At 37.1% G+C, this 25362-nt stretch carries 25 protein-coding genes; 7 read left to right on the top strand and 18 right to left on the bottom strand.

Going from position 1 to position 25362, the window contains the following annotated elements:
- Nucleotides 1-194: 194 nt before the first annotated feature.
- A complete protein-coding gene (locus AC0ONG_RS21595; protein WP_001267360.1) occupies nucleotides 195-374 on the bottom strand; it encodes a hypothetical protein in 180 nt (59 codons plus the stop codon).
- A 90-nt stretch (nucleotides 375-464) separates the two neighbouring features.
- Between AC0ONG_RS21595 and AC0ONG_RS21600 the strand changes: the two genes are divergently transcribed.
- Nucleotides 465-596: a hypothetical protein gene (locus AC0ONG_RS21600; RefSeq protein WP_001237013.1), complete on the top strand. Its 132-nt coding sequence runs from the start codon at nucleotides 465-467 to the stop codon at nucleotides 594-596.
- A gap of 56 nt (nucleotides 597-652) precedes the next feature.
- Here the strand turns inward: AC0ONG_RS21600 and AC0ONG_RS21605 are convergent, their stop codons facing one another.
- From AC0ONG_RS21605 to AC0ONG_RS21625, 5 genes are all read right to left on the bottom strand, one after another.
- Nucleotides 653-1126: a MaoC family dehydratase gene (locus AC0ONG_RS21605; protein ID WP_000914181.1), complete on the bottom strand. Its 474-nt coding sequence runs from the start codon at nucleotides 1124-1126 to the stop codon at nucleotides 653-655.
- 215 nt (nucleotides 1127-1341) lie between these two features.
- Nucleotides 1342-2280 (bottom strand): malate dehydrogenase, encoded by a 939-nt coding sequence (gene mdh / locus AC0ONG_RS21610; protein ID WP_000153232.1) that lies wholly within the window; start codon nucleotides 2278-2280, stop codon nucleotides 1342-1344.
- Between the two features lie 19 nt (nucleotides 2281-2299).
- Complete coding sequence (icd, locus tag AC0ONG_RS21615; RefSeq protein ID WP_000206893.1) at nucleotides 2300-3592, bottom strand: NADP-dependent isocitrate dehydrogenase; 1293 nt, start codon at nucleotides 3590-3592, stop codon at nucleotides 2300-2302.
- A 160-nt stretch (nucleotides 3593-3752) separates the two neighbouring features.
- A complete protein-coding gene (gene citZ / locus AC0ONG_RS21620; RefSeq protein WP_000503651.1) occupies nucleotides 3753-4901 on the bottom strand; it encodes a citrate synthase in 1149 nt (382 codons plus the stop codon).
- Between the two features lie 387 nt (nucleotides 4902-5288).
- Nucleotides 5289-5750: a DUF441 domain-containing protein gene (locus AC0ONG_RS21625; RefSeq protein WP_000625507.1), complete on the bottom strand. Its 462-nt coding sequence runs from the start codon at nucleotides 5748-5750 to the stop codon at nucleotides 5289-5291.
- Between the two features lie 496 nt (nucleotides 5751-6246).
- On the opposite strand from AC0ONG_RS21625, the gene ytvI reads away from it, so the two are divergent.
- On the top strand, nucleotides 6247-7365 hold the full coding sequence (ytvI, locus tag AC0ONG_RS21630; protein WP_001081375.1) for a sporulation integral membrane protein YtvI: 1119 nt from the start codon (nucleotides 6247-6249) through the stop codon (nucleotides 7363-7365).
- A 590-nt stretch (nucleotides 7366-7955) separates the two neighbouring features.
- Here ytvI and AC0ONG_RS21635 read toward each other — a convergent pair.
- From AC0ONG_RS21635 to dnaE, 8 genes are all read right to left on the bottom strand, one after another.
- Nucleotides 7956-8345 carry an FxsA family protein gene (locus tag AC0ONG_RS21635; RefSeq protein WP_000871631.1) on the bottom strand — a complete coding sequence of 130 codons (390 nt, stop codon included), beginning with the start codon at nucleotides 8343-8345 and terminating at the stop codon, nucleotides 7956-7958.
- A 194-nt stretch (nucleotides 8346-8539) separates the two neighbouring features.
- Nucleotides 8540-10297, bottom strand: a complete 1758-nt coding sequence (gene pyk / locus AC0ONG_RS21640; protein WP_001232667.1) for a pyruvate kinase — start codon at nucleotides 10295-10297, stop codon at nucleotides 8540-8542.
- A gap of 53 nt (nucleotides 10298-10350) precedes the next feature.
- Nucleotides 10351-11310 (bottom strand): 6-phosphofructokinase, encoded by a 960-nt coding sequence (gene pfkA, locus AC0ONG_RS21645; protein WP_000821157.1) that lies wholly within the window; start codon nucleotides 11308-11310, stop codon nucleotides 10351-10353.
- Between the two features lie 128 nt (nucleotides 11311-11438).
- A complete protein-coding gene (gene accA, locus AC0ONG_RS21650; protein WP_000818789.1) occupies nucleotides 11439-12413 on the bottom strand; it encodes an acetyl-CoA carboxylase carboxyl transferase subunit alpha in 975 nt (324 codons plus the stop codon).
- Nucleotides 12401-13270, bottom strand: a complete 870-nt coding sequence (gene accD, locus AC0ONG_RS21655; protein WP_000942858.1) for an acetyl-CoA carboxylase, carboxyltransferase subunit beta — start codon at nucleotides 13268-13270, stop codon at nucleotides 12401-12403. Before accD ends, accA begins: the two co-directional genes overlap by 13 nt.
- A 185-nt stretch (nucleotides 13271-13455) precedes the next feature.
- Nucleotides 13456-14100 (bottom strand): FadR/GntR family transcriptional regulator, encoded by a 645-nt coding sequence (locus AC0ONG_RS21660; RefSeq protein WP_000204446.1) that lies wholly within the window; start codon nucleotides 14098-14100, stop codon nucleotides 13456-13458.
- 14 nt (nucleotides 14101-14114) lie between these two features.
- The gene (gene ystJ / locus AC0ONG_RS21665) at nucleotides 14115-15323 is read right to left on the bottom strand and encodes an NADP-dependent malic enzyme (RefSeq protein ID WP_161635086.1); all 1209 of its coding nucleotides are present in this window, start codon (nucleotides 15321-15323) and stop codon (nucleotides 14115-14117) included.
- A gap of 133 nt (nucleotides 15324-15456) precedes the next feature.
- Nucleotides 15457-18783, bottom strand: coding sequence for a DNA polymerase III subunit alpha (gene dnaE / locus AC0ONG_RS21670; protein ID WP_000673721.1), 3327 nt, complete (start codon nucleotides 18781-18783; stop codon nucleotides 15457-15459).
- Nucleotides 18784-18825: 42 nt separating this feature from the next.
- On the opposite strand from dnaE, the gene AC0ONG_RS21675 reads away from it, so the two are divergent.
- Nucleotides 18826-19239: a YtrH family sporulation protein gene (locus AC0ONG_RS21675; protein WP_002005839.1), complete on the top strand. Its 414-nt coding sequence runs from the start codon at nucleotides 18826-18828 to the stop codon at nucleotides 19237-19239.
- Nucleotides 19236-19739 (top strand): sporulation membrane protein YtrI, encoded by a 504-nt coding sequence (gene ytrI, locus AC0ONG_RS21680; RefSeq protein WP_001265736.1) that lies wholly within the window; start codon nucleotides 19236-19238, stop codon nucleotides 19737-19739. The genes AC0ONG_RS21675 and ytrI overlap by 4 nt, the downstream gene beginning before the upstream one ends.
- 51 nt (nucleotides 19740-19790) lie before the next feature.
- Here the strand turns inward: ytrI and AC0ONG_RS21685 are convergent, their stop codons facing one another.
- Entirely contained in the window at nucleotides 19791-20723 is a 933-nt protein-coding gene (locus tag AC0ONG_RS21685) for a DHH family phosphoesterase (protein WP_000545134.1), read from the bottom strand.
- Nucleotides 20724-20876: 153 nt separating this feature from the next.
- On the opposite strand from AC0ONG_RS21685, the gene AC0ONG_RS21690 reads away from it, so the two are divergent.
- Nucleotides 20877-21182 carry a YtpI family protein gene (locus tag AC0ONG_RS21690; protein ID WP_001144782.1) on the top strand — a complete coding sequence of 102 codons (306 nt, stop codon included), beginning with the start codon at nucleotides 20877-20879 and terminating at the stop codon, nucleotides 21180-21182.
- Nucleotides 21183-21190: 8 nt separating this feature from the next.
- On the opposite strand, the gene AC0ONG_RS21695 is transcribed toward AC0ONG_RS21690, so the two are convergent.
- Nucleotides 21191-21454 carry a DUF3949 domain-containing protein gene (locus AC0ONG_RS21695; RefSeq protein ID WP_000093045.1) on the bottom strand — a complete coding sequence of 88 codons (264 nt, stop codon included), beginning with the start codon at nucleotides 21452-21454 and terminating at the stop codon, nucleotides 21191-21193.
- A gap of 209 nt (nucleotides 21455-21663) precedes the next feature.
- Nucleotides 21664-22977, bottom strand: a complete 1314-nt coding sequence (locus AC0ONG_RS21700) for a CBS domain-containing protein (protein ID WP_000201579.1) — start codon at nucleotides 22975-22977, stop codon at nucleotides 21664-21666.
- A gap of 244 nt (nucleotides 22978-23221) precedes the next feature.
- Here AC0ONG_RS21700 and AC0ONG_RS21705 point away from each other — a divergent pair, with 244 nt between their 5' ends.
- On the top strand, nucleotides 23222-23383 hold the full coding sequence (locus AC0ONG_RS21705; protein WP_000976014.1) for a hypothetical protein: 162 nt from the start codon (nucleotides 23222-23224) through the stop codon (nucleotides 23381-23383).
- Between the two features lie 40 nt (nucleotides 23384-23423).
- Here the strand turns inward: AC0ONG_RS21705 and AC0ONG_RS21710 are convergent, their stop codons facing one another.
- Nucleotides 23424-24107 (bottom strand): metal-dependent hydrolase, encoded by a 684-nt coding sequence (locus AC0ONG_RS21710; protein ID WP_000868923.1) that lies wholly within the window; start codon nucleotides 24105-24107, stop codon nucleotides 23424-23426.
- 149 nt (nucleotides 24108-24256) lie between these two features.
- On the opposite strand from AC0ONG_RS21710, the gene pepQ reads away from it, so the two are divergent.
- Nucleotides 24257-25354 (top strand): Xaa-Pro dipeptidase, encoded by a 1098-nt coding sequence (gene pepQ, locus AC0ONG_RS21715; protein ID WP_000994053.1) that lies wholly within the window; start codon nucleotides 24257-24259, stop codon nucleotides 25352-25354.
- Nucleotides 25355-25362: the final 8 nt, after the last annotated feature.

Genomic DNA, 25362 nt, shown 5'->3' on the forward strand with positions numbered 1-25362 from the left:
AGTAGACGTAATTACGCTTCACCTGCAACTACACAGGATTTTGCCAAACTTTATAGATTGCTCTCTCTTCTTTAAAGCTCACTTCCGTATGAACTATAAAGTGAAACTTTAATCAGTGGGGCTTTTACGGGCAGTTGATTCCCGACCTAACTTCTTTGCTTTCGCTGAATTTTGAGGTGGGATCTTACTGCCCGTTAATGCGGGATAAAATCTTGATTTTGTGCTAGGAAAAACGAAAGAGCATACGCTATTTTATAATCTAGCGTTTCATATCCATCAAATAATCTCCCGTACATTTCATTCGCGATCGAATCGGCCCACACTTCAGCTTCTCGTATCGTTTCAAAGATAACTTCTTCTTTTTTCCACCTCACCTAAAAGAATCACTCCTTTCATTGACTTCAATTACCGATAGTTATATCGTTAATCTTAATATATAAATTAACACAATCAGGAGGTCTATTATGCGACTAATACTACCCATTCTATCTTTAGCAGTCACATGTATCCTTACTTTCAACGCTCCGAGCTGGGATACGATTAAAACGGGTTGCTCAGAATTTGCTGAAGGGTTCAAAGAAGGATTCTTCAACTAAAAATAGCGCTAGCATCCTTATTCAAGGTATGCTAGCGCTATTCATATTTTCATCTTTTAAAAATTATCTAATGCTTTTTCCATAATGGAAACAGATTTATAAGGTGGCGTTACTGTTAATGAACCCTTTACAACAGTTTCTCCTTTTTCATCATGAGCAGATACAAGCATATCAATTGTATGTTCCTCCTCAGAAACAGCCACAACTTCAAAGTGGATTTGTAACGTTTCATAATGGTGAACATGCTTCACGAACGTAAGGTCCTTCCTAGTAATATGACTTCCTGGACCCGGTAAATATTTCGTAACTGCCGTTGTAATCATTCCCGTTAGCATAATGCTTGGTACAATCGGCTTTTCATACGGAGTTTGGGATGCGTAATCATGCTGAATATATAATGGATTGGCATCATTCGTTAACCCTAAGTACAATAACAAATCTTTATCCTCAATTTTTTCAGTGATAGATAATTTCTCTCCTACTGTAATTTCATCCATTTTACGACCAATTTGAACTTTTTTCTTTAACATGTTACAACCCCCTCCGATTTTTTCACCTTATTATCCTACTAAAAGCGATACCTTATCCGAAATTTACTATGATGAGGGCAATGTATAGTATAAATCTACAGTTTCATTATAGGATATTACAAATGATAGCGTTTTCATATTATTTCAAAAAAATAATTCGGTAAATAGTAGAAAAAGATTCGGAATCCCGAATCTTTTTCACTACTATTCAATTATTAAACAAGAACTTTCATTACGTTACGTACAGATTCTACAGAGCGATCTAACGCTTCTTTTTCATCTGCAAGAAGTTCTAATTCAATAATTTTTTCAATTCCGTTACCACCTAGAATTACTGGTACCCCTAAGTAAAGGTCACTATAACCATACTCACCTTCAAGGTACGCAATAGCTGGTAATACACGGCGTTGATCTTTTAAGATTGCTTCTGTCATTTCAACTAAAGAAGCTGCTGGTGCGTAATATGCACTACCGTTTCCTAATAAGCCTACAATCTCACCGCCACCTTTACGTGTACGTTCTACGATTGCTTCTAAACGCTCTTTCGGAATTAACGTTTCTAACGGAATACCGCCTGCATAAGAATAACGCACAAGAGGTACCATGTCGTCACCATGTCCACCAAGAACAAATCCTGTAATGTCTTTTACAGAAAGATTTAATTCTTGTGCGATGAATGTACGGAAACGAGCTGTATCTAATACGCCCGATTGGCCGATTACACGCTCTTTCGGGAATCCTGCTTCTTTAAATACAGAATATGTCATTGCATCAACTGGATTTGTTAACACAACAATAATTGCATTTGGTGAATGTTTTGCAATGTCGCGCGTAATACTTTTCATAATTTTAGAGTTCGTTGCTACTAAGTCATCACGGCTCATACCAGGCTTACGTGCAATACCTGCTGTAATAACGACAACGTCAGAATCAGCAGTATCTGCGTAATCAGATGTTCCAATAATGTTAGCATCAAAACCTTGTACTGGGCTCGCTTCTAACATATCTAACGCTTTCCCTTTTGTTGGATTTTCCAGTTGTGGAATGTCCACTAATACAACATCTGCAAGTTCTTTTTGTGCTAATAAGAATGCCGTTGTTGCTCCTGTAAATCCTGCACCGATGACTGAAACCTTCTTGCGTTTGATTGTCATAATTTACCCCCCGCTTTAATTATGCGTTTTTGATTATCGCTACATCCATGTTTTTAATAAGCTCATTAGCAAACTCAGAACATTTCACTTCTGTTGCGCCTTCCATTAGGCGAGCGAAGTCATATGTTACTACTTTTGATGCAATTGTTTTCTCAACTGAATCTGTTACTAATTTCGCAGCTTCGTTCCATCCTAAGTGTTCTAATAATAATACACCTGAAAGAAGAACTGAAGATGGGTTTACTTTATCTAAACCTGCATATTTTGGAGCTGTACCATGTGTAGCTTCAAAGATAGCATGTCCAGTCACATAGTTAATGTTTGCACCAGGTGCAATACCAATTCCACCTACTTGTGCAGCAAGTGCATCAGAGATATAGTCACCATTTAAGTTCATTGTTGCAACAACATCGAACTCACGTGGACGAGTTAAAATTTGTTGTAAGAAGATGTCTGCAATAGAATCTTTTACGATGATTTTTCCAGCCACTTCAGCGTCTGCCATCGCTTTATTCGCTGCATCTTTACCATCTTTTTCAACAATGCGATCATATTCAGCCCAAGTAAATACTTTGTCGCCGAATTCTTGTTCCGCTACTTCGTAACCCCAGTTTTTGAAAGCACCTTCTGTAAATTTCATAATGTTTCCTTTATGAACTAATGTAACAGAAGAGCGTTTTTCGTTAATTGCATATTGAATTGCAGCACGAACAAGACGCTTTGTCCCTTCTTCTGAGATTGGTTTAATACCAATACCAGATGTTTCTGGGAAGCGGATTTTATTAACACCCATTGCTTCTTTTAAGAAAGCAAGAACTTTTTCTGCTTCTGGAGATCCTTGTGCATATTCAATTCCAGCATAAATGTCTTCTGTATTTTCACGGAAAATAACCATATCAGTATCTTCCGGACGTTTTACAGGTGAAGGAACACCTTCAAAATAACGAACTGGACGTAGACATACATATAGATCTAATTCTTGACGAAGTGCTACGTTTAGAGAACGAATACCACCGCCAACTGGAGTTGTAAGTGGACCTTTAATTGCGATTAAATATTCGCGGATTAAATTTAAAGTCTCTTCTGGTAACCACTCGCCTGTTTGGTTGAATGCTTTTTCCCCTGCAAGCACTTCTTTCCAAACGATTTTCTTCTCACCATCATAAGCTTTTTCAACTGCTGCTTCTATTACGCGAGATGCAGCTGCCCAAATATCAGGACCAATTCCATCTCCTTCAATAAATGGAATAATCGGATTGTTTGGTACATTCATAACACCATTAGTTACAGTAATTTTTTCACCTGTCGTCAATGTGATAACCCCCATGTTTGAAATTTCATATGTATGAAACTGAGGGAATAACCCCTCAGTTCAAACCGTTAGTCAAATTAAAATATTCTAATCATTACATCTTTCCGAAAAAATCAGACTTTTGAAAGCGTATTTTCACTATCAAAATAGTGTTTTTTGCTTATCTTTGTGCGATTGGAACATACACTTGATGCGTTGGTCCATTATAATCAGCACGTGGACGGATTAAACGGTTATTTTCATATTGTTCTAGAATATGAGCTAACCAGCCTGACATACGGCTAATTGCAAAAATAGGTGTAAATAAGTCATGGTCAATTCCTAAACAATGGTATACAGAAGCTGAATAGAAATCAACATTTGGTGGAAGACCTTTTTCTTTTGTTACAATGTCTTCAATTTTGATAGACATATTATACCATTTGTCTTCTCCTAAAAGCACGCATAATCTCTTAGACATTTCACGTAAGTGTTTTGCACGTGGATCACCCTGCTCATACACACGGTGGCCAAAGCCCATGATTTTCACTTTATTTTGAAGAGCATTATGAATATATGATTCTACATTTTCTTCTTCGCCAATTTCAGTTAACATCTTCATTACATTTTCATTTGCCCCACCGTGAAGAGGACCTTTTAATGCACCAATTGCTGCTGTAATACCAGAATATACATCTGAAAGTGTAGCTACGCAAACACGTGCAGTAAATGTAGAAGCGTTTAACTCATGATCTGCATGAAGTACAAGCGCCTTATCAAAAGCTTCAATTTCAACTTCATTTGGCTCGCGATCATTTAACATGTACAAGAAGTTTGCAGCTAATGATAAATCCTTTCTTGGCTCAACAATATCTAAACCTTTACGGATTCTCGCGTAAGCAGCAACTAAAGTTCCCACTTGAGCCTGTAATTTAACCGCTTTCAAATAATTAGACTTTTCATCCATAATTTCAGCGCTCTCATCGTATAATGATAGCATGGAAATTGCAGTTCGTAAAACAGACATCGGATGTGCAATTTTTAAATCTACTTGTTTCAAATATGTTAAAATCTCACCTGGAACTTTATAGTATTCAGATACAATTTCATTAAATTCCGCTAGTTCTTTTTCATTAGGAAGCTTGCGGTGCCATAATAAGTACACTACTTCTTCAAACGTAGCATTCTCAGCTAAATCATCAATATTATACCCAACATAAGTTAATGTATCATCAATAATAGAGCTCACAGATGATGTTGTTGCTACTACCCCTTCTAAACCTCGAATAACAGTCATGACATTCTCTCCTTTTCCTGAAAATTCTCCCAACCTTGCTCCTTATATCTATTTGCTCCCCTTATGAATTATGAACGCCCGTTCACTCTTTAGGCAAGCAAAATGCACGATCATGCAAATTTGTTGCGATGTTCCCCTCTTATTGTCCATGGTTTACATGGAAAGCATGAGCGTGAATGTCTCCCCGAATCCTCACGCTCAAAACAACAAGTTAGTGAGGAAAATACATTCCGAAGAGTTTTATGATAAAAACAACATAAAACAATATCATTATAAAATTGTTTTATGTTGTTTTTATTTTATCTGGTGTAAAGTCTCTGCTGTTATGTAACTTTTCAAAGTTTCTAATCCTATTATAAACAATTATCTGACTTTTGTGAACAGAAAGAATTCAAAAATTTTATATTACTATAAAATTCCTTATTTAAACATTTGTATAATACTCATAACCGCATAGGCAATTCCAGCCCCAATTAACGGACCAACAGCAACCCCATTAAATAACGCAACCGCTATAATTGTCCCAAAAACAAGCGCAGTTGTAATATGAGGATCCGTTGTCAACAATTGCACGCCGCCTTTCGCTAACAAAGCGACTGCTACACCTGAAGCTAAAGCAATCCACGCATAATACGATTTCGCCGCTTCTCCAAGTTGTTTAAAACCTATTTCCCCCGTCGCAATCGGTACTAGCACCGCTATTGTAATGACCGTTACACCTAGGTTAATTCCTTTCGTTTGTAAATAAGGAAAGACCTTATCTCCTAAAAACGTAAATTTTAATAGAAATAACACCCCAATAGCTACAGTAAGCGATTGGTTTTTAGCAATAAGTCCTATAATAAGTAGTATGAATAAAAATAACGTTGACTGACTAATCATGTTTACACTTCCTTTCTGAAAATAATGAACTCATTTCCAAACAAAAATACCTTTAAACCTATCGTTATACATGCTATACAGATGCCTATTTATCGATAACACCTTCAATTTTTTATACATTCTAAAAAGAGACTTTCACCAAAAAATTTAAGCATGTATACATTTTTGAAAACAGTCGTCTCTTCTTTCTTTTCTAATAAGAAACAGGTAAAATAAAAAGAAGAGAAAATGAAGTTTTTACCATATAGTAGTAGCATCACGAATAGGCTTTCACAGCCATTCATATACCGAAAAAAGCAGGCTAAATCCATCATTCCACTATAACATAAAGTAACACTTTAATCAGTTGGGCATCTTCCACTGATTATTGGCCGTCATCAATTGGGCTTTGGCGGGAGATTTACTGCCGCTAAAGTAAGACTTTAATCAGCAGAGCACGCTAGTTATAAGTTGAACGAATTAGGATAATCCAAATCGGAATGGGAGGTATACATCTTTGAACCGAAACTTACTATATATGATATTGCGACTCATATTTGTCATTGTAGCAACGATAGCTGGGTTCTATGTATTACTATACATGTCAGGGCTTATCTATCCTTTTATTATCGCTTTTGCATTTGCTTATTTGATTAATCCTGTCGTCAATTTCCTTAATCAAAAACTACAATTTCCTCGCGCACTAGCAGTACTCGTTAGCTTAATTCTCGTATTTGGAGCTATCGTTGGACTTGTTACATATCTTGTGACTGAAGCAATATCTGCCACAACATACTTACTCCAACTTGTTACAGTAAAGTTTCCGGATATCGTTACATTCGCTCAGCAATTTGCACTTAATCATATTATGCCTCTCTACGATGATTTAATCTCTAAATTTAATCATCTTGGAGAACCACAGCGCTATACAATTACACAAAACATTCAAAACTTAGGAACAGAAGCAACAACACAAATGAAAGAACTTTTAACCGCCATTATAAGCGGATTAACAAATTTCATTAGTGCACTGCCAACAACGTTAACTGTCCTTGTATTCATTTTATTAGCCACTTTCTTCATTAGTTACGATTGGCACCGTCTTGCTCAAAAAACAAGAAAATTACTACCAAATCGTGTACATGGCTACGGAAAAACTATTTTTGTCGACTTAAAAAAAGCTTTATTTGGTTTTGTGAAAGCACAACTTACACTCGTATCTATGACAACCGTCATTGTACTGATCGGACTTTTAATATTACGCGTACCATACGCCATTACTATTGCGATTATTACAGGAGTTGTAGATTTACTACCATATTTAGGAACAGGCGCAGTCTTCGTTCCATGGGTTATATACGTATTTTTCACTGGCGATACCGCATTCGCCATTGGTCTTCTCATTTTATACATCGTCGTGATTGTCCAAAGACAAATTATGGAACCGAAAGTACTTTCATCTAACATCGGTCTCGATCCATTAGCAACACTCGTCGCTCTATTTGTCGGCTTTAAGCTTTTTGGCTTTTTAGGATTAATCATCGGTCCAGTCACCTTAGTACTACTTAATACATTACACAAAGCTAATGTCTTCCATGACTTGTGGAAATATATTAAAGGTTCACCTTCAAAATAAAAGTTTCTAATTCATATAAAAAACAAGCTGTAATCAGTGGGAATTTCCCACTGATTATTCCTTTCACTTATTTTTTCACACTACTCACATGTAACAAGAGCATTACCCAGAAAAAGGATAATCCTCTTGTTTTTTTGCATAAAAAACACATTTTCTAATCAAAAATACATTTTTATTCTATTTTATATATATTTATTACTTACATTTATTACTTTTTATGTAAATGAATAAATATACAAAACCACATAGAATAAGGCTTCAACTAACAATCCCCACCTTTTATATGAAAGCAAAACTTTAATTTAGCTGCATTTCTCTCCATCTTATTCATCCAAATTAATAGCATTTAAAAATTACACGTTTAATCGAAGCACAACAAGAGTTCAAACGAAAATTATATAGCAAATATAATAAGCGGACGTTTTGTTCATCCCCACTCATCATTCGCCCCCACATCAGACACTTACGAGCAACCCAACTTTGAGATAGAAATCCCCCACAAATAGCGCAGTAAAGCGAAGCCTCAATCAGAAACCCCCTCTCCTCTTACAAGACAAAAAAATAGCACTTAGATCGTTATAATCTAAGTGCTACTTCTGAATGATAATAGTAGAGTTCTTTCTAAATTTCCATTCCATCCACTTCATAACAAGCGGCTTCAATAAAGCTCTCGTAATAGGGATCACGCAGATAAACCCTAGCACATCTGTCACATACCCAGGAAGCACCAAGAGAATACCTCCTACAAATACAAAAATACCATCTAGTACTGCCTCACCTGGCATTTCCCCTCTATTCAACTTAGATTGAATCTCTCCAAGTACTTTAAATCCTTGTCTTTTCGCCAAATACACACCTACAACACCTGTAAATACAATCATAGCGAACGTAGACCATAAACCTATTACATGACTTGATCCAATTAAGACCGTAATCTCAATCGCCGGTATTAAAATAAACAAGAATAGTAACCACTTCATAGTTCTACACCCCTCTCACAACTCACTTTTAACACCCTCACAACGCCTATATACATCATACGAAATATAGATACCCTTTCATACTAAAACTCATAACAAACCGCTTTTAAAAGCAATTCTAGGCACTTTAAACTAATTCTATCTCGTTTTGTGTAAAAAAAAGAGAAGGACTCCGATCCTTCTCTCCGTATTACTTATAGCACTTCCGCATGTCCATTATAAACAATTCCGCGTGCTGCATCAACTGTTACTTCTTGGCCATTTTTTAAAGTTGCTGTTACGCCGTTTACACCAACGATAACAGGAATACCGATTGATACGCCTACAACAGCCGCATGGCTTGTTAAGCCACCTTCTTCTACAACTAAAGCAGCAGCTTTTTCGATTGCAGGAATCATATCTTTATCAGTACTTGTTGTAACAAGGATATCACCTTCGTTTACGTTCGCTACAGCTTCAGCAGCTGTTTTTGCTACAACTACTTTACCTTTTGCAGCTTTACGACCGATTCCTTGTCCTTTAGCAACTTCTTCACCAACAACGTGGATTTTCATTAAGTTTGTTGTTCCAGTTTCAGCAACTGGAACACCAGCAGTAATTACTACAGTATCTCCAAGTCCGATTAGACCTGCATCCATACCTGTTTGAATTGCTGTATCTAACATTTCGTCAGTTGAAGCTGCGCGCTTCTCAGCCATAAACGCTTGTACACCCCAAACAAGCGCAAGACGACGTCCTACTTGCTCGTCAGATGTTACAGCTACAATTGGAGATTTTGGACGGTATTTAGAGATCATTTTCGCAGTATGTCCACTTTCTGTTGGAGCTACGATTGCAGCTACATCAAGAGCAAGTGCTGTATGCGCAACAGATTGGCTAATTGCATCTGTAATTGTTGGAGTGAACTCTTTAATACGTTTTTTGAACATATCTTCGTATTGTAATGATTTTTCAACACGTACTGCAATGTTAGCCATCATTGTTACTGCTTCTACCGGATATTGACCAGCAGCTGTTTCACCTGAAAGCATGATTGCATCTGTACCATCGAAGATTGCGTTAGCTACGTCACTTGCTTCCGCACGAGTTGGACGTGGGTTACGTTGCATAGAGTCTAACATTTGTGTCGCAGTAATAACTGGTTTACCTAACACGTTACATTTTTTGATTAGACGTTTTTGTACTAATGGTACTTCTTCTGGTGGAATTTCTACACCCATATCACCACGAGCTACCATTAAACCGTCAGAAACTTCTAAGATTGAATCGATGTTGTCGATACCTTCTTGGTTTTCGATTTTCGGTACGATTTGGATGTATTGAGCACCATGCTCTTCTAATAATTCACGGATTTCTAATACGTCAGACGCTTTACGTACGAATGAAGCTGCGATGAAATCAACTTTTTGCTCGATACCAAAGATGATATCTTTTACGTCTTTTTCAGTGATACCAGGAAGCTTAATGCTTACGTTTGGTACGTTAACACCTTTTTTATTTTTTACAGTTCCGCTGTTAAGAACTTTTGTACGGATGTTTCCATCAGCTTTTTCGATTACTTCTAGTTCGATAAGACCGTCATCGATTAGAATGCGAGAACCTGGGTCTACATCGTCATAAAGACCAGCATAAGATACAGAGAACTTCTCTGCAGTACCTAATACTTGCTCAGTAGAAAGAACTACTTCTGCACCTGTTACAAGCTCAGCTTGTCCGTCTACGAAGTCGTGAGTACGGATTTCTGGACCTTTTGTATCAAGTAAGATACCAACTGTTTTACCAGTTTTCTTTGAAGCTTCACGAATGTTTTTAATACGAGCTCCGTGCTCTTCATGGCTACCATGAGAGAAGTTTAAACGAGCAACGTTCATACCTGCTTCGATTAATTGCTCTAATTTTTCAATACTTTCACTAGCAGGACCTATAGTACATACAATTTTAGTTTTACGCATATTGCACCTCCGAAAATTATGAAACCGTTCCCAAATATCTGACATTACGTCAATTAGATGGATAATTCTTTAGATAATTGATACATATCTTTATCGATTGTATGCTTTTGAGCTAACGCTTCGATAATATCATGATCAACAAGTTTGTTATCTTGAATACCTACACAACGTCCACCTTTACCAGCAATTAATAATTCAACTGCTCTTGCGCCAAGACGACTTGCTAATACACGGTCTTGTGCACTTGGTGATCCACCACGTTGTACGTGACCTAATACAGTTACACGAGTATCAAAGTTTGTTGCTTCTTCAATGTGCTTACCGATGTCAATTGCACTTCCAACACCTTCAGCTACAACGATAATACTGTGTTTTTTACCACGTTCACTACCACGCTTCAGACGAGCGATAACATCATCCATGTCATACTCTTCTTCTGGAATTAAGATTGTTTCTGCACCATCAGCTAAACCAGCCCATAATGCGATATCACCAGCGTGACGTCCCATTACTTCGATAACATATGTACGTTCATGAGATGTAGCTGTGTCACGGATTTTATCAATTGCATCAATAACAGTGTTTAAAGCTGTATCGAAACCAATTGTGAAGTCTGTTCCAGGGATATCATTGTCGATTGTACCTGGTACACCAACACACGGGAATCCTTGTTCAGTTAATTTTTTAGCGCCTTGGTAAGAACCATCTCCACCAATAACAACAAGTCCTTCGATACCATGTTTCTTTAATTGCTCGATACCTTTTAGTCGTACTTCTGGGTCTTTAAACTCAGGACATCTTGCTGTATATAATTTCGTACCACCGCGGTGGATAATATCGCCAACAGAACCAAGTTCTAATTTTTCAATGTGACCAGAAATTAATCCAGCGTATCCATGGTAAATACCATATACTTCAATATCATGGAAAATCGCTTTACGAACAACTGCACGAATGGCAGCATTCATACCAGGTGAATCTCCACCACTTGTTAATACACCAATACGTTTCATTTGTACTCACCTCATAAAGATTATTTGCCTTATAATAAAATAACACGAAAAAATATAAAAACACAATGGAGAAGATGTGTCTTTTCATAATAAAAACGTGCATTCGCGAAGAGGAACGCACGCTTTTCTTATTTTATCCCAATGGAAGCGTTTGAAAACGAAACTTGCCCAATTTTCATATATTTTTCATAACGTTTTTCGATTAATTCATCTTTCGAAATTCCGTTTAATTGTTCAAAAGTTTTTCTAATCATTAAATCTATATTTTCTGACTGTTTCGAAAGATTACGGTGAGCTCCACCTTTTGCCTCTGGAATAATTTCATCAATTACACCTAATTCTTTCAAATCTGCTGCTGTAATTTTCATTGCCTCTGCAGCTTCCTTTGCTTTTCCTGCATCTTTCCAAAGAATTGCCGCTGCACCCTCTGGTGTAATAACAGAATAAGTGGAATTTTCTAGCATATGAATGTAATCTCCCACTCCAAGGCCTAGCGCACCGCCACTACCACCTTCACCGATAACGATACAAATAACAGGTACAGTTAAACCTGCCATTTCAAATAAATTGCGGGCGATAGCTTCACTTTGACCACGTTCTTCAGCAGCTTTACCAGGATAAGCCCCTTTCGTATCAATGAAACAAATAATAGGACGATTGAACTTTTCCGCCTGCTTCATTAAGCGTAATGCTTTTCGATATCCTTCTGGATGAGGCATTCCAAAGTTACGGCGAATATTTTCTTTCGTATCTTTTCCGCGCTGATGCCCAATTACAGTTACAGGCATCCCTTTATATTTCGCAATGCCGCCGACAATCGCTGCATCATCGCCAAATAGACGATCTCCATGACATTCGAAAAAATCAGTAAATAAGTGCTCAATATAATCGAGCGTTGTCGGTCGTTCTGCATGACGAGCAATTTGAACACGGTCCCATACTTTCAGATTACCGTATATATCTTCCTCTAAATTTTCTAGCTTGTCTTCCAAAATACGAATCTCCTCACTGAAGTCCATCTGGCTGTTTTTCGTATAGTCTTTCAGTTCACGAATCTTATTTCTTAGCTCAACAACTGGTTTTTCAAATTCTAGCTCTGCCATACAGCCATTCCCCCTCCTTGATGAACTTCTAAAATCTTGCGAAGCGATTCTCTCATATCATCACGATGCACCACCGCATCTAATTGACCATGATCTAGTAAGAATTCTGCCGTTTGGAAATCTTCCGGTAGTTTCTCACGCACCGTTTGTTCAATTACACGTCTACCAGCAAATCCGATAAGTGCACCTGGTTCTGCAAGATTATAATCACCAAGTGAAGCGAAACTCGCTGAAACCCCGCCCGTCGTTGGGTGAGTCATAACAGAAATAAATAATCCTCCTGCATTACTATGCTTTTTCAAAGCTACGCTTGTTTTTGCCATTTGCATTAAACTTAATATCCCTTCTTGCATACGGGCACCACCCGAAGCAGTAAAGATAATAAATGGAACTTGTAAGTCGTACGCCTTTTCAACCGCACGGGCGATTTTTTCTCCTACCACAGAGCCCATGCTCCCCATTCGAAAACGAGAATCCATTACTGCAACAACAACAAGCATGTCATCAATTGTTCCTTCACCAGTTACAACCGCTTCGTTTAATTCAGTCTTCTTACGATCGCTCTCTAGTTTCTCTTCATAACCTGGAAACTCGAGTGGATTTAATGAAACCATTTCTTTGTCATACTCACGGAATGACCCTTCGTCCAATATACTATCAAGACGTTCCCATGCATTCATAGGATGATGATATCCACAATTCACACATACTTTTAAATTTTTTAGAAGTTCTTTCGTATACATGATTTTTTTACATTCCGGACATTTTGTCATAACGCCATCTGGTACATCTTTTCGTACTTGTTCTGAAGGTATTGCAGCGTACTTTTTCTTTTTCACGAATAAATCTCTTAGCACAATTTGACCCCCTTCGTTGAGAGCTAAGGTTAGCGTAAGAAGAAAATGGGGCTAACACCAAAGTTTGATGTTAGCCTTATCTTCTCAATCTGTCTAATAACCTCACTCTTTACGTTTAACTTTAACCGCTAAGCGGTAGAATGTTTGTCATAACGTGTCATGGTCATTTCGACAAATTTTATACATTACGAGTGAAACTGTATATTCTCTACTAATTCATCGTAAATTTTTAGTGCATCATTTTCTTGTTTTTCTTCCAAAGTAGCATAAAGCTTTCTATACATATCGATAGAATTTCTTGAAACTTTACAAGAAAGAGTTGCTACGTAATCATTTACGATCATCCAAATGCGATATAGTAAATAATTATCGACTTGTTCAATAAGTGTTTTAAAGAACGTTTGATGAAGCGTTGGGATTGAGTTTTCATTTCCTTCAAGTACTTGGTGTAATCTACTTAGTACTTTAGAAAACGTTTCTTTCGGTAAATTACATACAATTCGAATCATATCTTTCTCAAGCAATCGTTTCGTTTGTAATAAATCACGAATTGTTTTCTCATCTTGCAGTAAGAACGGAGCAATTAATTGTACAAGGCCGTTATCATAAAAGTTTCGAATAAATGTCCCTTCACCACGTCTCGTTTCAATCAATCCTACCAGTTCTAAAGCACGCAATGCTTCTCTTACAGAGGAACGTCCTACGTTTAAGCGTGAACTTAACTCACGCTCAGACGGCAAACGATCCCCCGCTACCAATCCATCCTCTTCCATAATGGAACGGATTTTTTTTACAATTTCGAGATATACTTTTGTATTTGATGATGTCAATGGAAATTCCTCGCTTATTCTTTACCAATCAGCGCTAATTGTTTTGTTTTTTCAGCGATCTCATTTGGATCTACTTGACGGCGAGCTACTCCTGTTTCCATTGCTGCTTTTGCAACGTAAGCCGCTACTTGAGGCGCTACACGCGCGTCAAATGGTGCCGGAATGATATAATCTGCATTCAACTCATCTTCTGCTACAAGCTCAGCAATAGCCTGTACAGCTGCCATCTTCATTTCTTCGTTAATTTGTGTCGCATGTACGTCAAGTGCACCGCGGAAAATACCAGGGAACGCCAGTACATTATTTACTTGGTTCGGGAAGTCAGAACGACCTGTTCCAACAACAGCTGCGCCCGCTGCTTTTGCCAATTCTGGCATAATTTCTGGAACCGGATTCGCCATTGCAAAAATAATCGCATCGTCATTCATTGTACGAACCATCTCTTCTGTTAATGCACCTTCTGCAGATACACCAATGAATACGTCCGCACCATGTACAACATCAGCTAAAGAACCTTCTATACGATTCTTATTTGTATATTTTGCAACTTCATCCTTCACCGGATTCATACCTGTAGGACGACCATCATAGATTGCCCCTTTACGGTCACACATAATAATGTCGCGTACACCATAGCGATATAAAAGTTTAATAATTGCAATACCTGCTGCACCTGCGCCATTTGCGACAACTTTAATGTCAGACATTTTCTTTCCAACTAATTTCAGTGCATTTACAAGACCTGCTACTGTTACGATAGCTGTTCCGTGTTGATCATCATGGAAGATAGGAATATTTGTTTCTTTTTTCAAACGCTCTTCAATAATGAAGCAGTTTGGTGCTGCGATATCTTCTAAGTTAACGCCGCCAAAAGTTGGCTCCATTAATTTTACAGTTTCAACAATTTTATCTACATCGTTTGTATTTAAGGCAATCGGGAATGCATCTACACCAGCAAAGCTCTTGAATAATACAGCTTTACCTTCCATTACTGGAAGAGATGCTTCAGGTCCAATGTTACCAAGACCAAGTACAGCTGTTCCGTCTGTCACAACTGCTACCATATTTCCCTTCATCGTATATTCATATACCTTACTTTTATCGTCATAAATTTCTTTACAAGGTTCTGCAACCCCTGGAGAATATGCAAGACTTAAATCTTTTGCATTTTCTACTTTTACTTTTGATACAGTTTCTAATTTTCCTTGATGCACTTTATGCATGTGAAGTGCTTCTTCACGAAGTGTTGACAAACTATCCACTCTCCTCAAATTATTCTTGCTGATATCAATTTCTCCAAGTGGTCTGACCACGAACACTACTACTATAATAATCGAAGTGTAGGGAAATTGTCCATTATATTTTCACAACTACATTTTCTTCCCCGACAATTTCACGAAGTGCTCCTAAACATTCTTCACTTGGATGAATCGATAAACTCCGAGATAATTGTACCATTTTATGTTCCTTTTCATAATAAATTAGTACTTTCGCAAAACCTGAATAGTCGAACAATATTTTCGTAACCTGATTTAAAAGCTTTTTCTCATACTGAGACGGCAATTTCACGTAAACAGATGCGTCTTTCTTTTCTTCATAAACATCCATTTCCTCTAGCGGATATAGACCATTTACAATCCATTGCAGCTTATGATTTCTTAGCTCAATCGTACCGTCAACTAAAACAATTGCTCCTTCTTGTAACTTGTCCGAGAAATGTATATACGTTTCCGGGAAGAGGACTGCTTCCATTTCATCATTTTGATCACAGAATGTAATAAATGCCATCTTTTGAAACTTTTTCGTACGAATCACTCTCACACTTGTTATATACACAATAGCTCTTTGTACTTTTTTCTTGTGTCGCATCGCCTGAGCGAGAGATGGAATTTCTAATTCTTTTGCTAACTTTACATACTGCGCTGTCGGATAACTTGATAAATAAAAGCCAAGTGCTTCCTTCTCTTTATTTAGTTGTTCAATAAAAGATAGCTCTTCTCCTTGTACGTATTTTGATTTTGGAACAGCATCTCCTAAATCACGTGCGAGATTCGCGTACTCTAATGCCCCTTTAATACTTTTCCATAAATTCGTTCTCGAAACACCAAAATCATCAAAACATCCGGACCAGACGAAAGCTTCTAAATTGCGCTCCGTCACAAACTTTGACGGCATACGGAGACAAAATTCAAACAAATCTTCGAACATTTTTTTCTTTCGTTCTTCTAATAATGCCGTCACTGTAGCCATTCCAATATTTCGGATCGAAAGTAAACTGTAACGTATCGCATTCCCTTCTATTTGGAAGTTGTAACCACTTCTCTGAAGAGACGGCGGCAAAACGTGAAAGCCTTTCCGCTTCGTTTCTCGTATATACTGTACAATTTTATCTTCATTTCCAATTGCACTTGATAATAATGCCGTCATAAATTCCAGCGTATAGTTCGCTTTCAAATAGGCAAGCTGATATCCGATCATACTGTAAGCTACAGCGTGACTTCGGTTAAAACCGTAATTCGCAAATCTTACAATTAAATCATAAATTTTCTCAGCAGACGTCTCATCATAACCATTTTGCAAACACCCTTGGACAAAATGCTTACGTTCCTGATCTAAAATATCACGATTTTTTTTACTCACTGCACGGCGCAGTAAATCTGCTTCTCCGAGCGAAAACCCTGCTAACTTCGATGCAATTTGCATAATTTGTTCTTGGTATACAATGACGCCGTATGTTCTTTCTAAAATTGGCTTTAAATCCGGATGTAAATATTCAATTTTTCTTTTTCCATGTTTCGATTCAATAAAGGTCGGTATCTGTTCCATCGGCCCCGGTCTGTATAACGAGTTAACAGCTACGATATCTTCAAACTCATTCGGTTTTAACCCGCGAAGTACATTTCGCATACCACCTGACTCAAGCTGGAATACACCTGTTGTATCCCCTCTCCCTAATAATTGGAACGTCTTTTCATCTTGAAGAGGTAAGTTTCTTATATCGATTTCTTTCCCTGTTTTGTTCGCGATAAATTTTATAATATTTTCAAGTAACGTTAAATTACGTAACCCTAAAAAGTCCATCTTAAGCAACCCAAGTTCTTCTAGCGCATCAGCTGGATATTGCGTAACATAAACATCGTTATGTCCTTCTTGAATTGCTACACTGCCTGTTAACGGTTCTTGACTCATAATAACGCCAGCCGCATGAATAGACGTATGACGTGGTAAACCTTCTACACGTTTTGCGATTTCAAACACACGCTCATGCAGAAGATTCCCTTGTATAAACTCACGAAGTGATTGTGATTCTTCATATGCATCTTTTAACGTTATACCGAGCTTTGATGGGATAAGTTTTGAAAATATATCAATATCTCGTGGCGGAAGCCCCATTACGCGGGCAATGTCTCTAATTGCTGCTTTTGCTGCAAGCGTACCAAACGTTACAATTTGCGCAACACGAAGCTGACCGTATTTATCTTTCACATAGCGAATCATCTCATCACGTCTTACGTCTGGAAAATCAATATCAATATCTGGAAGCGTCACACGTTCAGGATTTAAAAACCTTTCAAATAATAGATTGTATTCAATCGGATCAATATCTGTAATTTCTAATACGTATGAGACGAGTGAACCAGCTGCCGATCCACGACCTGGTCCTGTTAAAATATGATTTTCATGTGCATACTTCATAAAATCCCATACGATGAGGAAATAATCACTAAATCCCATACGAGAAATAACATTTAATTCATGATCCAAACGCTTTATATGCACTTCTTTCGGCGCACCATATCGTTTCCGCAAACCTTCTTCACAAACACGACGCAAGTATATATCACTCGTTTCGTTAGACGGAACAGGAAACTTCGGAAGTTGATTTACATGGAACGGTATTTCTACTTGGCAACGCTCTGCAATTTTTATTGTATTTTGGATTGCTTCCGGCGCATGGGAAAATAGTGCTTCCATTTCATCCGATGATTTTAAATAATATTGATCTGTTTTCAGCCTCGGCCTATCTGGATCAGTCATTTTCGTTCCACTTTCAACAGATAGTAAACATTCGTGAACAAGTGCGTCACTTTGATTGATATAACGCACATCGTTTGTTGCAACGACTGGAATATTAACCCTACTAATAAATTCAGGTAGCTTCTCTTGTAAAAGCAACTCATCTTGAATTGCATGATGCTGCAAACTCATATAAAAATGGCCGAACATATTTTGATATGTTCGAGCTACTTCTTCAGCCTGACTCTCATTGTCTTCTAGTAATAATTGCTCAATTTCGCCATCTTTACCTGGTGAAATAGCAATTAATCCTTTCGCATAATGCGCAAGCCACTTCTTAGGAATACCTTCTTTGGACTTTGTCATAATACTGCTAGAAATCTTTAATAAATTTTGGTAGCCTATTTCATTCTCAGCAAGTAATACAAGCGGATAAGACCTTTCTTCTTCTTCACTAAAAATAGAAGCGGTTAATCCAATAACAGGCTGTATACCATGTTTCTTACATGCTTTATAAAACGGAATAACGCCATACATAACATTTTCATCCGTAATAGCCAGCGATGAGAAACCAAGTTCTTTCGCCCTGACTACAAGCTCATCAATTTTACAAGCACTTTTTAATAAACTAAAAACGGTTTGACATTGTAAATGCACAAACTTCACTGTTGTACCCTCTCTTTACCTATTTGACTACTTTTATTATAGGTGATGAGGAAAGCGGAAATCAAAACATACTTCTTATACTTTGTCCATATATATGAAGAAGAAAGGGGAATGACGATGGATGTAAGAGAACATACTTTTTTCTCTCTGCTTATTATTAGTTATTTTATTGCCTTTGGGGTTATACTTGGCGGTTCATTAATTGGTGGATTTGGTGCGTTTCTTATCGGAAAACCAGCTCTAACTTACATTAATCAATTCGCCCAAAATTTAAGAATTTGGGCACTCGTTGCAGCAATCGGCGGAACATTCGATACCTTTTATAGCTTTGAAAGAAGTTTCTTTGGCGGAGATATGAAAGATATCGTAAAACAAATTCTCCTTATTTTTTTCGCAACTGGTGGTATGCAAACAGGTCTCATTATTATTAAATGGCTAACGCAGGAACATGTATGAGAGTACCAAGTGCCAATACAGCAAAAAGATGGTACTTAGTATTAGCTGGTGCTGCTGTTGGAGGCGTGTTGAGCTGGTTTATTTTTTTGTACATATACGGTGTTTTTCAAGAAGAACAAGCTAGTAAAATAGCAGAACAAAGAGAAATTATAGAAAAACAAGAAGCAAAACTCCACGTCCTTCTCGAAGATCAAGAAAAATTGAACACTGAAAATAAACGGCTCTTAACCATTCAAGAGATTAAAATAAAACTTATCAATCGAGAAAAATACGATTTAGACAATCTTACACTCGAAAATATGACTACATCTATCCATAATGATCTCCAGCATCTTTTAACGAAAAACATTCAAAGTATCGCAAAAAATAAAGACCTACTCAAAAAGGTAATCGAAAACAAGACGTACAAACATTACGATCGGCTATACCGTTTTAAAGTCGATACAATATCTTTTGATACAGTGCTTGAAATTAGCATTACTATAGAGAAAGAAAAATAAAGAAGGAGGGCTTTAGCGCCGCTCCTTCTTTTCGTTCTAACATATACTCTCTTATTTACAAATCTCACGTAAATCAGCAAAAAGACGATCCGCTTCTTCCCAAGAAGATGCCTTCGCACCAGAAGCCATCGGGTGTCCTCCGCCGTTATATTGCATTGCTAATTTGTTTATAACTGGTCCTTTTGAACGAAGACGAACACGAATTACGTCGTCTTCCTCTAAAAATAGAACCCACGCCTTTAATCCATCAATATTGCCAAGTGCTCCAACAACACCAGATGCTTCAGAAGAAAGTACATCAAACTCTTCTAATACTTCTTTCGTTAATTTAATGTAAGCTGCTCCTTCTTCTACCATCGTAAAGTTTTGTAAAATATAACCGTTTAAACGAGCAATTTTTTCTTTTGTCTTATACATTTCATTGTATAAATCTGTGAATTTCACACCCATATCAACAAGCTCACTTACGTAACGAAGTGTTTTTGCTGTTGTATTCGGGAATAAGAAACGACCTGTGTCCCCAACAATTCCAGCTAAAATAAGGCGAGCTGCTTCTTTTGTTATTTTTAATCCTTTATCTTTTCCATACGTGTAAAACTCATAAATCATTTCACTTGTAGAACTCGCTGCCGTATCTACCCACGTAATATCTCCATATGGATCTTCATTTGGATGATGATCAATTTTAATTAACATCTTCCCTTTTGTATAGCGTTGATCGTCAACACGTTCTTGATTCGCAGTATCACAAACGATAACAAGCGCATTTTCGTATACACTATCTTCAATATCATCCATTACTCTTAAGTACGCTAACGACGGTTCATTGTACCCAACCGTATAAATATTTTTCTCTGGAAACGATTCTTGTAGAATTGTACCAAGGCCACCCTGTGAACCTAATGCATCTGGGTCCGGACGCACGTGGCGATGAATAATAATTGTATCAAACTCTTTAATTGCTCCTAAAATTTGCTCATGCATATGTATAATCTCCTTTTTAATCAACTTCTTCGCTTTATCCTCCATTATAACGGAAAGTATTTCATACATGCGAACAATTGCTTTATAATAGAAGTTAGAAAGTTTAGATATTTCTTTTCTATTATTTTTCACAAAGCGATGGGAGTGTTCATTATGCCAGTATTAGTCTTCTGTATTATCGTCTCATTTATGTTGTACCTCTTTTACAAAACAAAATACTTTCGTACAAACCGCCCAATGGAAAAAGGTTGGCTCTCAGGAAAATCCGCAATGGCACTCGGTTCATTCGTTTTATTTTTCGGGGTAAACCAATTCTTTTTAGAACTTTCAACCGCTCGTATTATCGTTGGTATTTTATTCGTTCTATTTGGTAGTGCAAGTGTATTTAATGGGTTTCGCCAATACAAACACTTCTTACCATTAGCAGTTAAAGAAGCCGAAGTCTATGAAGCAACATAAAAAAAGCATCAATATTGTGATGCTTTTTTACGACCCTTAACTTTCAAAATCATATATGCAACAAACGCAGATGGTATATTAAATGGGTTACCTTGTACGTGAAAATGTAATTGTTCTTCTCCAAAAGACATTTTTTCATATAGCTCTCGCTGAGATAATCCTGTCTTTTCCTTTTTTTCATGTAAACCTTGTAAATATAAATATTGGATCGGTATCATTACAAGAAAGTAAAATAGTGCGATACTACCAAAAAAGAGTACGGCTGACGACATAATGTATACCACCTTCCAGAAATCCATTTTCTTACAATATAATCATAACACAATATATACCAAAATTAAATTACTATTCTGTCTTTTATCGTGTTACTTTTCCACTCCATCCCATACATATTTCACTAAAACTCTCATCTAAAATCATGCCTTTCAAATTTAAAACAACAAAAAAAATGGAACAAATCAAAACGATTTGTTCCATCTTTTTATTTATCAATTAACTGAACCATAAGTAATGCTTTTCCAACGACATTACCTTCATGATGCACCTCTACATCGACCTTACCAAATTTACGCCCGATTTCTAATACTTTCGGATGAACGGATACAACATTATCAATTTGAACCGGCTTCACGAAATAAATTGTTAAGTTTTCAACAATTAAATCGCTTTTCTTTTGCGCACGAATGACGCGATTTGTCGCTTCTGTCACAATTGTTGCAAATACACCGTACGATAACGTTCCGATTGAATTCGTCATTTGCGGCGTCACCGAAAATTGATATAGATGCTCATTTTTCGCTTCTTTTGGCGTCATAAATTGATTCGTTACGATATCATCAATTGTTTCTCCAACTTGTGGCTGACGTTGAATCATTTGCAGTGCCTGAAGTACATCTTGACGGCTAATGATACCTTGCAGTTTATTTCCTTCCTCAACGACAGGAAGTAATTCAATTCCTTCCCACACCATCATACGTGCCGCAGCTGCGACAGACATTTTACCATTCACTGTAATTGGGTGTTTTGTCATTACTTTATCAATTGGTGTTTCTTTCGCTACACCGATCATGTCTTTTGAAGTTACGATTCCTAGCACTTTTTTATTTTCATCGACAATTGGATATCTTCCGTGCATTGTCTCTTCGTTATATGCATGCCATTGCTGTACTGTATCATGTGGCTTTAAATATAACGTTTCTTCAATTGGTGTTAAAATATCCTCAACAAGTACAATTTCTTTCTTAATCAGTTGATCATAAATTGCACGGTTAATTAACGTTGCGACCGTAAATGTATCGTAGCTACTTGAAATAATCGGCAGCTTTAATTCGTCTGCTAATTTCTTCACATGATCTTCCGTATCAAATCCACCCGTAATTAATACAGCGGCTCCAGTTTCTAGCGCTAATTGATGTGCATTCGTACGGTTACCAATAATGAGTAAATTCCCAGCTTCTGTATAGCGCATCATCGCTTCTAATTTCATAGCTCCGATTACAAATTTATTTAATGTTTTATGTAGTCCTTCTCTGCCTCCAAGTACTTGACCGTCGACAATGTTAACGACTTCTGCATATGTCAGTTTTTCGATATTTTCTTTCTTCTTTTGTTCAATTCGAATTGTTCCGACACGTTCAATTGTACTAACATATCCTTTATTTTCTGCATCTTTAATTGCACGGTAAGCTGTCCCTTCACTTACACTCAAATCTTTCGCAATTTGTCTTACAGAAATTTTATGGCCTACTGGCAGGCTATTAATATGTTCTAAAATTTGGTTATGCTTGGTAGCCAAATGGTTTCACCATACTTTCTTTTCCCTAAATTCTTCATGTGTTGTACTTTCAGTATACTATATTTTCAAAACTGTTACACTCTCTCTTTGCATACCTGTACTATTTTTTTTATAACAAAATGACCCTTACATTCCACCAGTCATTCTATTACAACAATGTAATGCTATTGTCATCTCATTCGATAGTTCGCCCACTTGATTCCCTATACAATGAAGACAAGAAATAAAACAAAGGAGCGTACACATGATGAAAAAATTTTTAGAGGTTGTAGGTGCTATATTTTTAGCTTTCGTAGATGGGAAAAAAGTTGCAATGGAATTGAATGAAACACCTGAACAACCACGTACAAAAAGAAAAGAATCACCAAAACAAATACAAGCATTAAAAGCTGTCCTACACACGTAAAAAACCCTTCACTTTTCTTTTCAAATGAAGGGTTTCTTTTCTATAGTGTAATACTTTCTCCAGCTTCTAATACTTTCCCTGTACAATTTTGTAGCTTTTCTACAAATTGATATGGATCTTGTTCAATAACTGGGAACGTATTGTAATGCATCGGTACAACAGTTTTCGAATTAATCCATTTTGCCGCTAGTACAGCATCTTCTGGTCCCATTGTGAAATTATCACCAATTGGTAAAAATGCTAGATCAACTTTATTTAATTCCCCAATTAACTTCATATCAGAGAATAGTGCAGTATCTCCTGCGTGGTACACTGTTTTCTCTTCTGCTGTAAATAAAATACCTGCTGGCATACCTGTATATGTAATCGTCTTATTTGCTTCATCAATATAACTAGAGCCGTGGAATGCTTGTGTAAACTTCACTTTTCCAAAGTCAAATTCATGTGAACCACCAATATGCATCGGATGTGTATTTACACCTTGCCAACTTAAAAATGTTGCTAGTTCAAATGGCGCTACAACAACTGCATTATTTTTCTTCGCAAGTTCTACTGTATCTCCAACATGATCACCGTGTCCATGCGATAAAAGGATTGCATCCACTTTTACATCTTCAGCTTTTAAATCTGTTTTCGGATTACCTGTTAAAAACGGGTCAATTAAAATAACTTTTCCATTCGCCTCAATTTTCACAACTGAATGTCCATGATAAGATACTTTCATTATTACATTCCTCCCCTATTCACATTCTCACTTTTTATTCTACATGATTTCTCTATTCCCTGTCTTTTCTAACATCTATTTACTTGTCATAACGCTTTCTTCCGAGTTAAAGTTATATTTGTAATTAAATATCTCGGGGGTGCCAATCGATGAATGCTAGATTAGAAAATTTAATGCAATGGCTAAAAGAAAAAAACGTAGAAGCTGCGTTCTTAACTTCTACACCGAACGTCTTCTACATGACGAACTTCTACTGTGAACCGCATGAAAGATTACTTGGTATGTTTGTATTCCAAGAAAAAGAACCTATTTTAATTTGTCCTAAAATGGAAGAAGGTCAAGCACGTAACGCTGGCTGGGCACATGAAATTATCGGATTTACTGATACTGACAGACCATGGGATATGATTGCAAAAGCAATTAAAGACCGCGGCATCAATGCAAATGCAGTTGCAATTGAAAAAGAACATTTAAACGTAGAGCGCTACGAAGAATTAACGAAATTATTCCCAAATGCAGCTTTCAAATCAGCTGAGGAAAAAGTTCGCGAACTTCGTTTAATTAAAGATGAAAAAGAACTTTCTATTTTACGCGAAGCAGCTAAAATGGCGGACTACGCTGTTGAAGTTGGTGTAAATGCAATTAAAGAAAACCGTAGCGAGCTAGAAGTATTAGCAATTATTGAACACGAATTAAAAACAAAAGGCATACATAAAATGTCATTTGATACGATGGTATTAGCGGGTGCAAACTCTGCTCTTCCACACGGTATTCCTGGTGCAAACAAAATGAAGCGCGGTGATTTCGTACTATTTGATTTAGGTGTAATCATTGAAGGTTATTGCTCTGATATTACACGTACAGTAGCATTCGGCGAGATTTCTGAAGAACAAACTCGCATTTACAACACTGTACTTGCTGGACAACTACAAGCAGTTGAAGCATGTAAACCAGGTGTTACACTTGGCGCAATCGACAACGCTGCTCGTTCTGTTATCGCAGATGCAGGTTACGGTGACTTCTTCCCGCACCGCCTTGGTCACGGACTTGGAATTAGCGTACACGAATATCCAGATGTAAAAGCTGGCAACGAGTCTCCATTAAAAGAAGGTATGGTCTTCACAATCGAGCCAGGTATTTACGTACCAAACGTAGGTGGCGTTCGTATTGAAGATGATATTTACATCACAAAAGACGGATCAGAAATTTTAACGAAGTTCCCGAAAGAATTACAATTTGTAAAATAACAAAAAAG

Source organism: Bacillus sp. TCT6 (assembly GCF_056033845.1).

What these genes read in the sequence shown, in the direction of transcription:
- AC0ONG_RS21600 (WP_001237013.1), top strand. Translation starts at nt 465, where the DNA reads ATGCGACTAATACTACCCATTCTATCTTTAGCAGTCACATGTATCCTT.
- AC0ONG_RS21605 (WP_000914181.1), bottom strand. Translation starts at nt 1,126, where the DNA reads ATGTTAAAGAAAAAAGTTCAAATTGGTCGTAAAATGGATGAAATTACA.
- mdh (WP_000153232.1), bottom strand. Translation starts at nt 2,280, where the DNA reads ATGACAATCAAACGCAAGAAGGTTTCAGTCATCGGTGCAGGATTTACA.
- AC0ONG_RS21625 (WP_000625507.1), bottom strand. Translation starts at nt 5,750, where the DNA reads ATGATTAGTCAGTCAACGTTATTTTTATTCATACTACTTATTATAGGA.
- AC0ONG_RS21635 (WP_000871631.1), bottom strand. Translation starts at nt 8,345, where the DNA reads ATGAAGTGGTTACTATTCTTGTTTATTTTAATACCGGCGATTGAGATT.
- pyk (WP_001232667.1), bottom strand. Translation starts at nt 10,297, where the DNA reads ATGCGTAAAACTAAAATTGTATGTACTATAGGTCCTGCTAGTGAAAGT.
- pfkA (WP_000821157.1), bottom strand. Translation starts at nt 11,310, where the DNA reads ATGAAACGTATTGGTGTATTAACAAGTGGTGGAGATTCACCTGGTATG.
- accA (WP_000818789.1), bottom strand. Translation starts at nt 12,413, where the DNA reads ATGGCAGAGCTAGAATTTGAAAAACCAGTTGTTGAGCTAAGAAATAAG.
- ystJ (WP_161635086.1), bottom strand. Translation starts at nt 15,323, where the DNA reads ATGCATAAAGTGCATCAAGGAAAATTAGAAACTGTATCAAAAGTAAAA.
- ytrI (WP_001265736.1), top strand. Translation starts at nt 19,236, where the DNA reads ATGAGAGTACCAAGTGCCAATACAGCAAAAAGATGGTACTTAGTATTA.
- AC0ONG_RS21685 (WP_000545134.1), bottom strand. Translation starts at nt 20,723, where the DNA reads ATGCATGAGCAAATTTTAGGAGCAATTAAAGAGTTTGATACAATTATT.
- AC0ONG_RS21690 (WP_001144782.1), top strand. Translation starts at nt 20,877, where the DNA reads ATGCCAGTATTAGTCTTCTGTATTATCGTCTCATTTATGTTGTACCTC.
- AC0ONG_RS21695 (WP_000093045.1), bottom strand. Translation starts at nt 21,454, where the DNA reads ATGTCGTCAGCCGTACTCTTTTTTGGTAGTATCGCACTATTTTACTTT.
- AC0ONG_RS21705 (WP_000976014.1), top strand. Translation starts at nt 23,222, where the DNA reads ATGATGAAAAAATTTTTAGAGGTTGTAGGTGCTATATTTTTAGCTTTC.
- AC0ONG_RS21710 (WP_000868923.1), bottom strand. Translation starts at nt 24,107, where the DNA reads ATGAAAGTATCTTATCATGGACATTCAGTTGTGAAAATTGAGGCGAAT.
- pepQ (WP_000994053.1), top strand. Translation starts at nt 24,257, where the DNA reads ATGAATGCTAGATTAGAAAATTTAATGCAATGGCTAAAAGAAAAAAAC.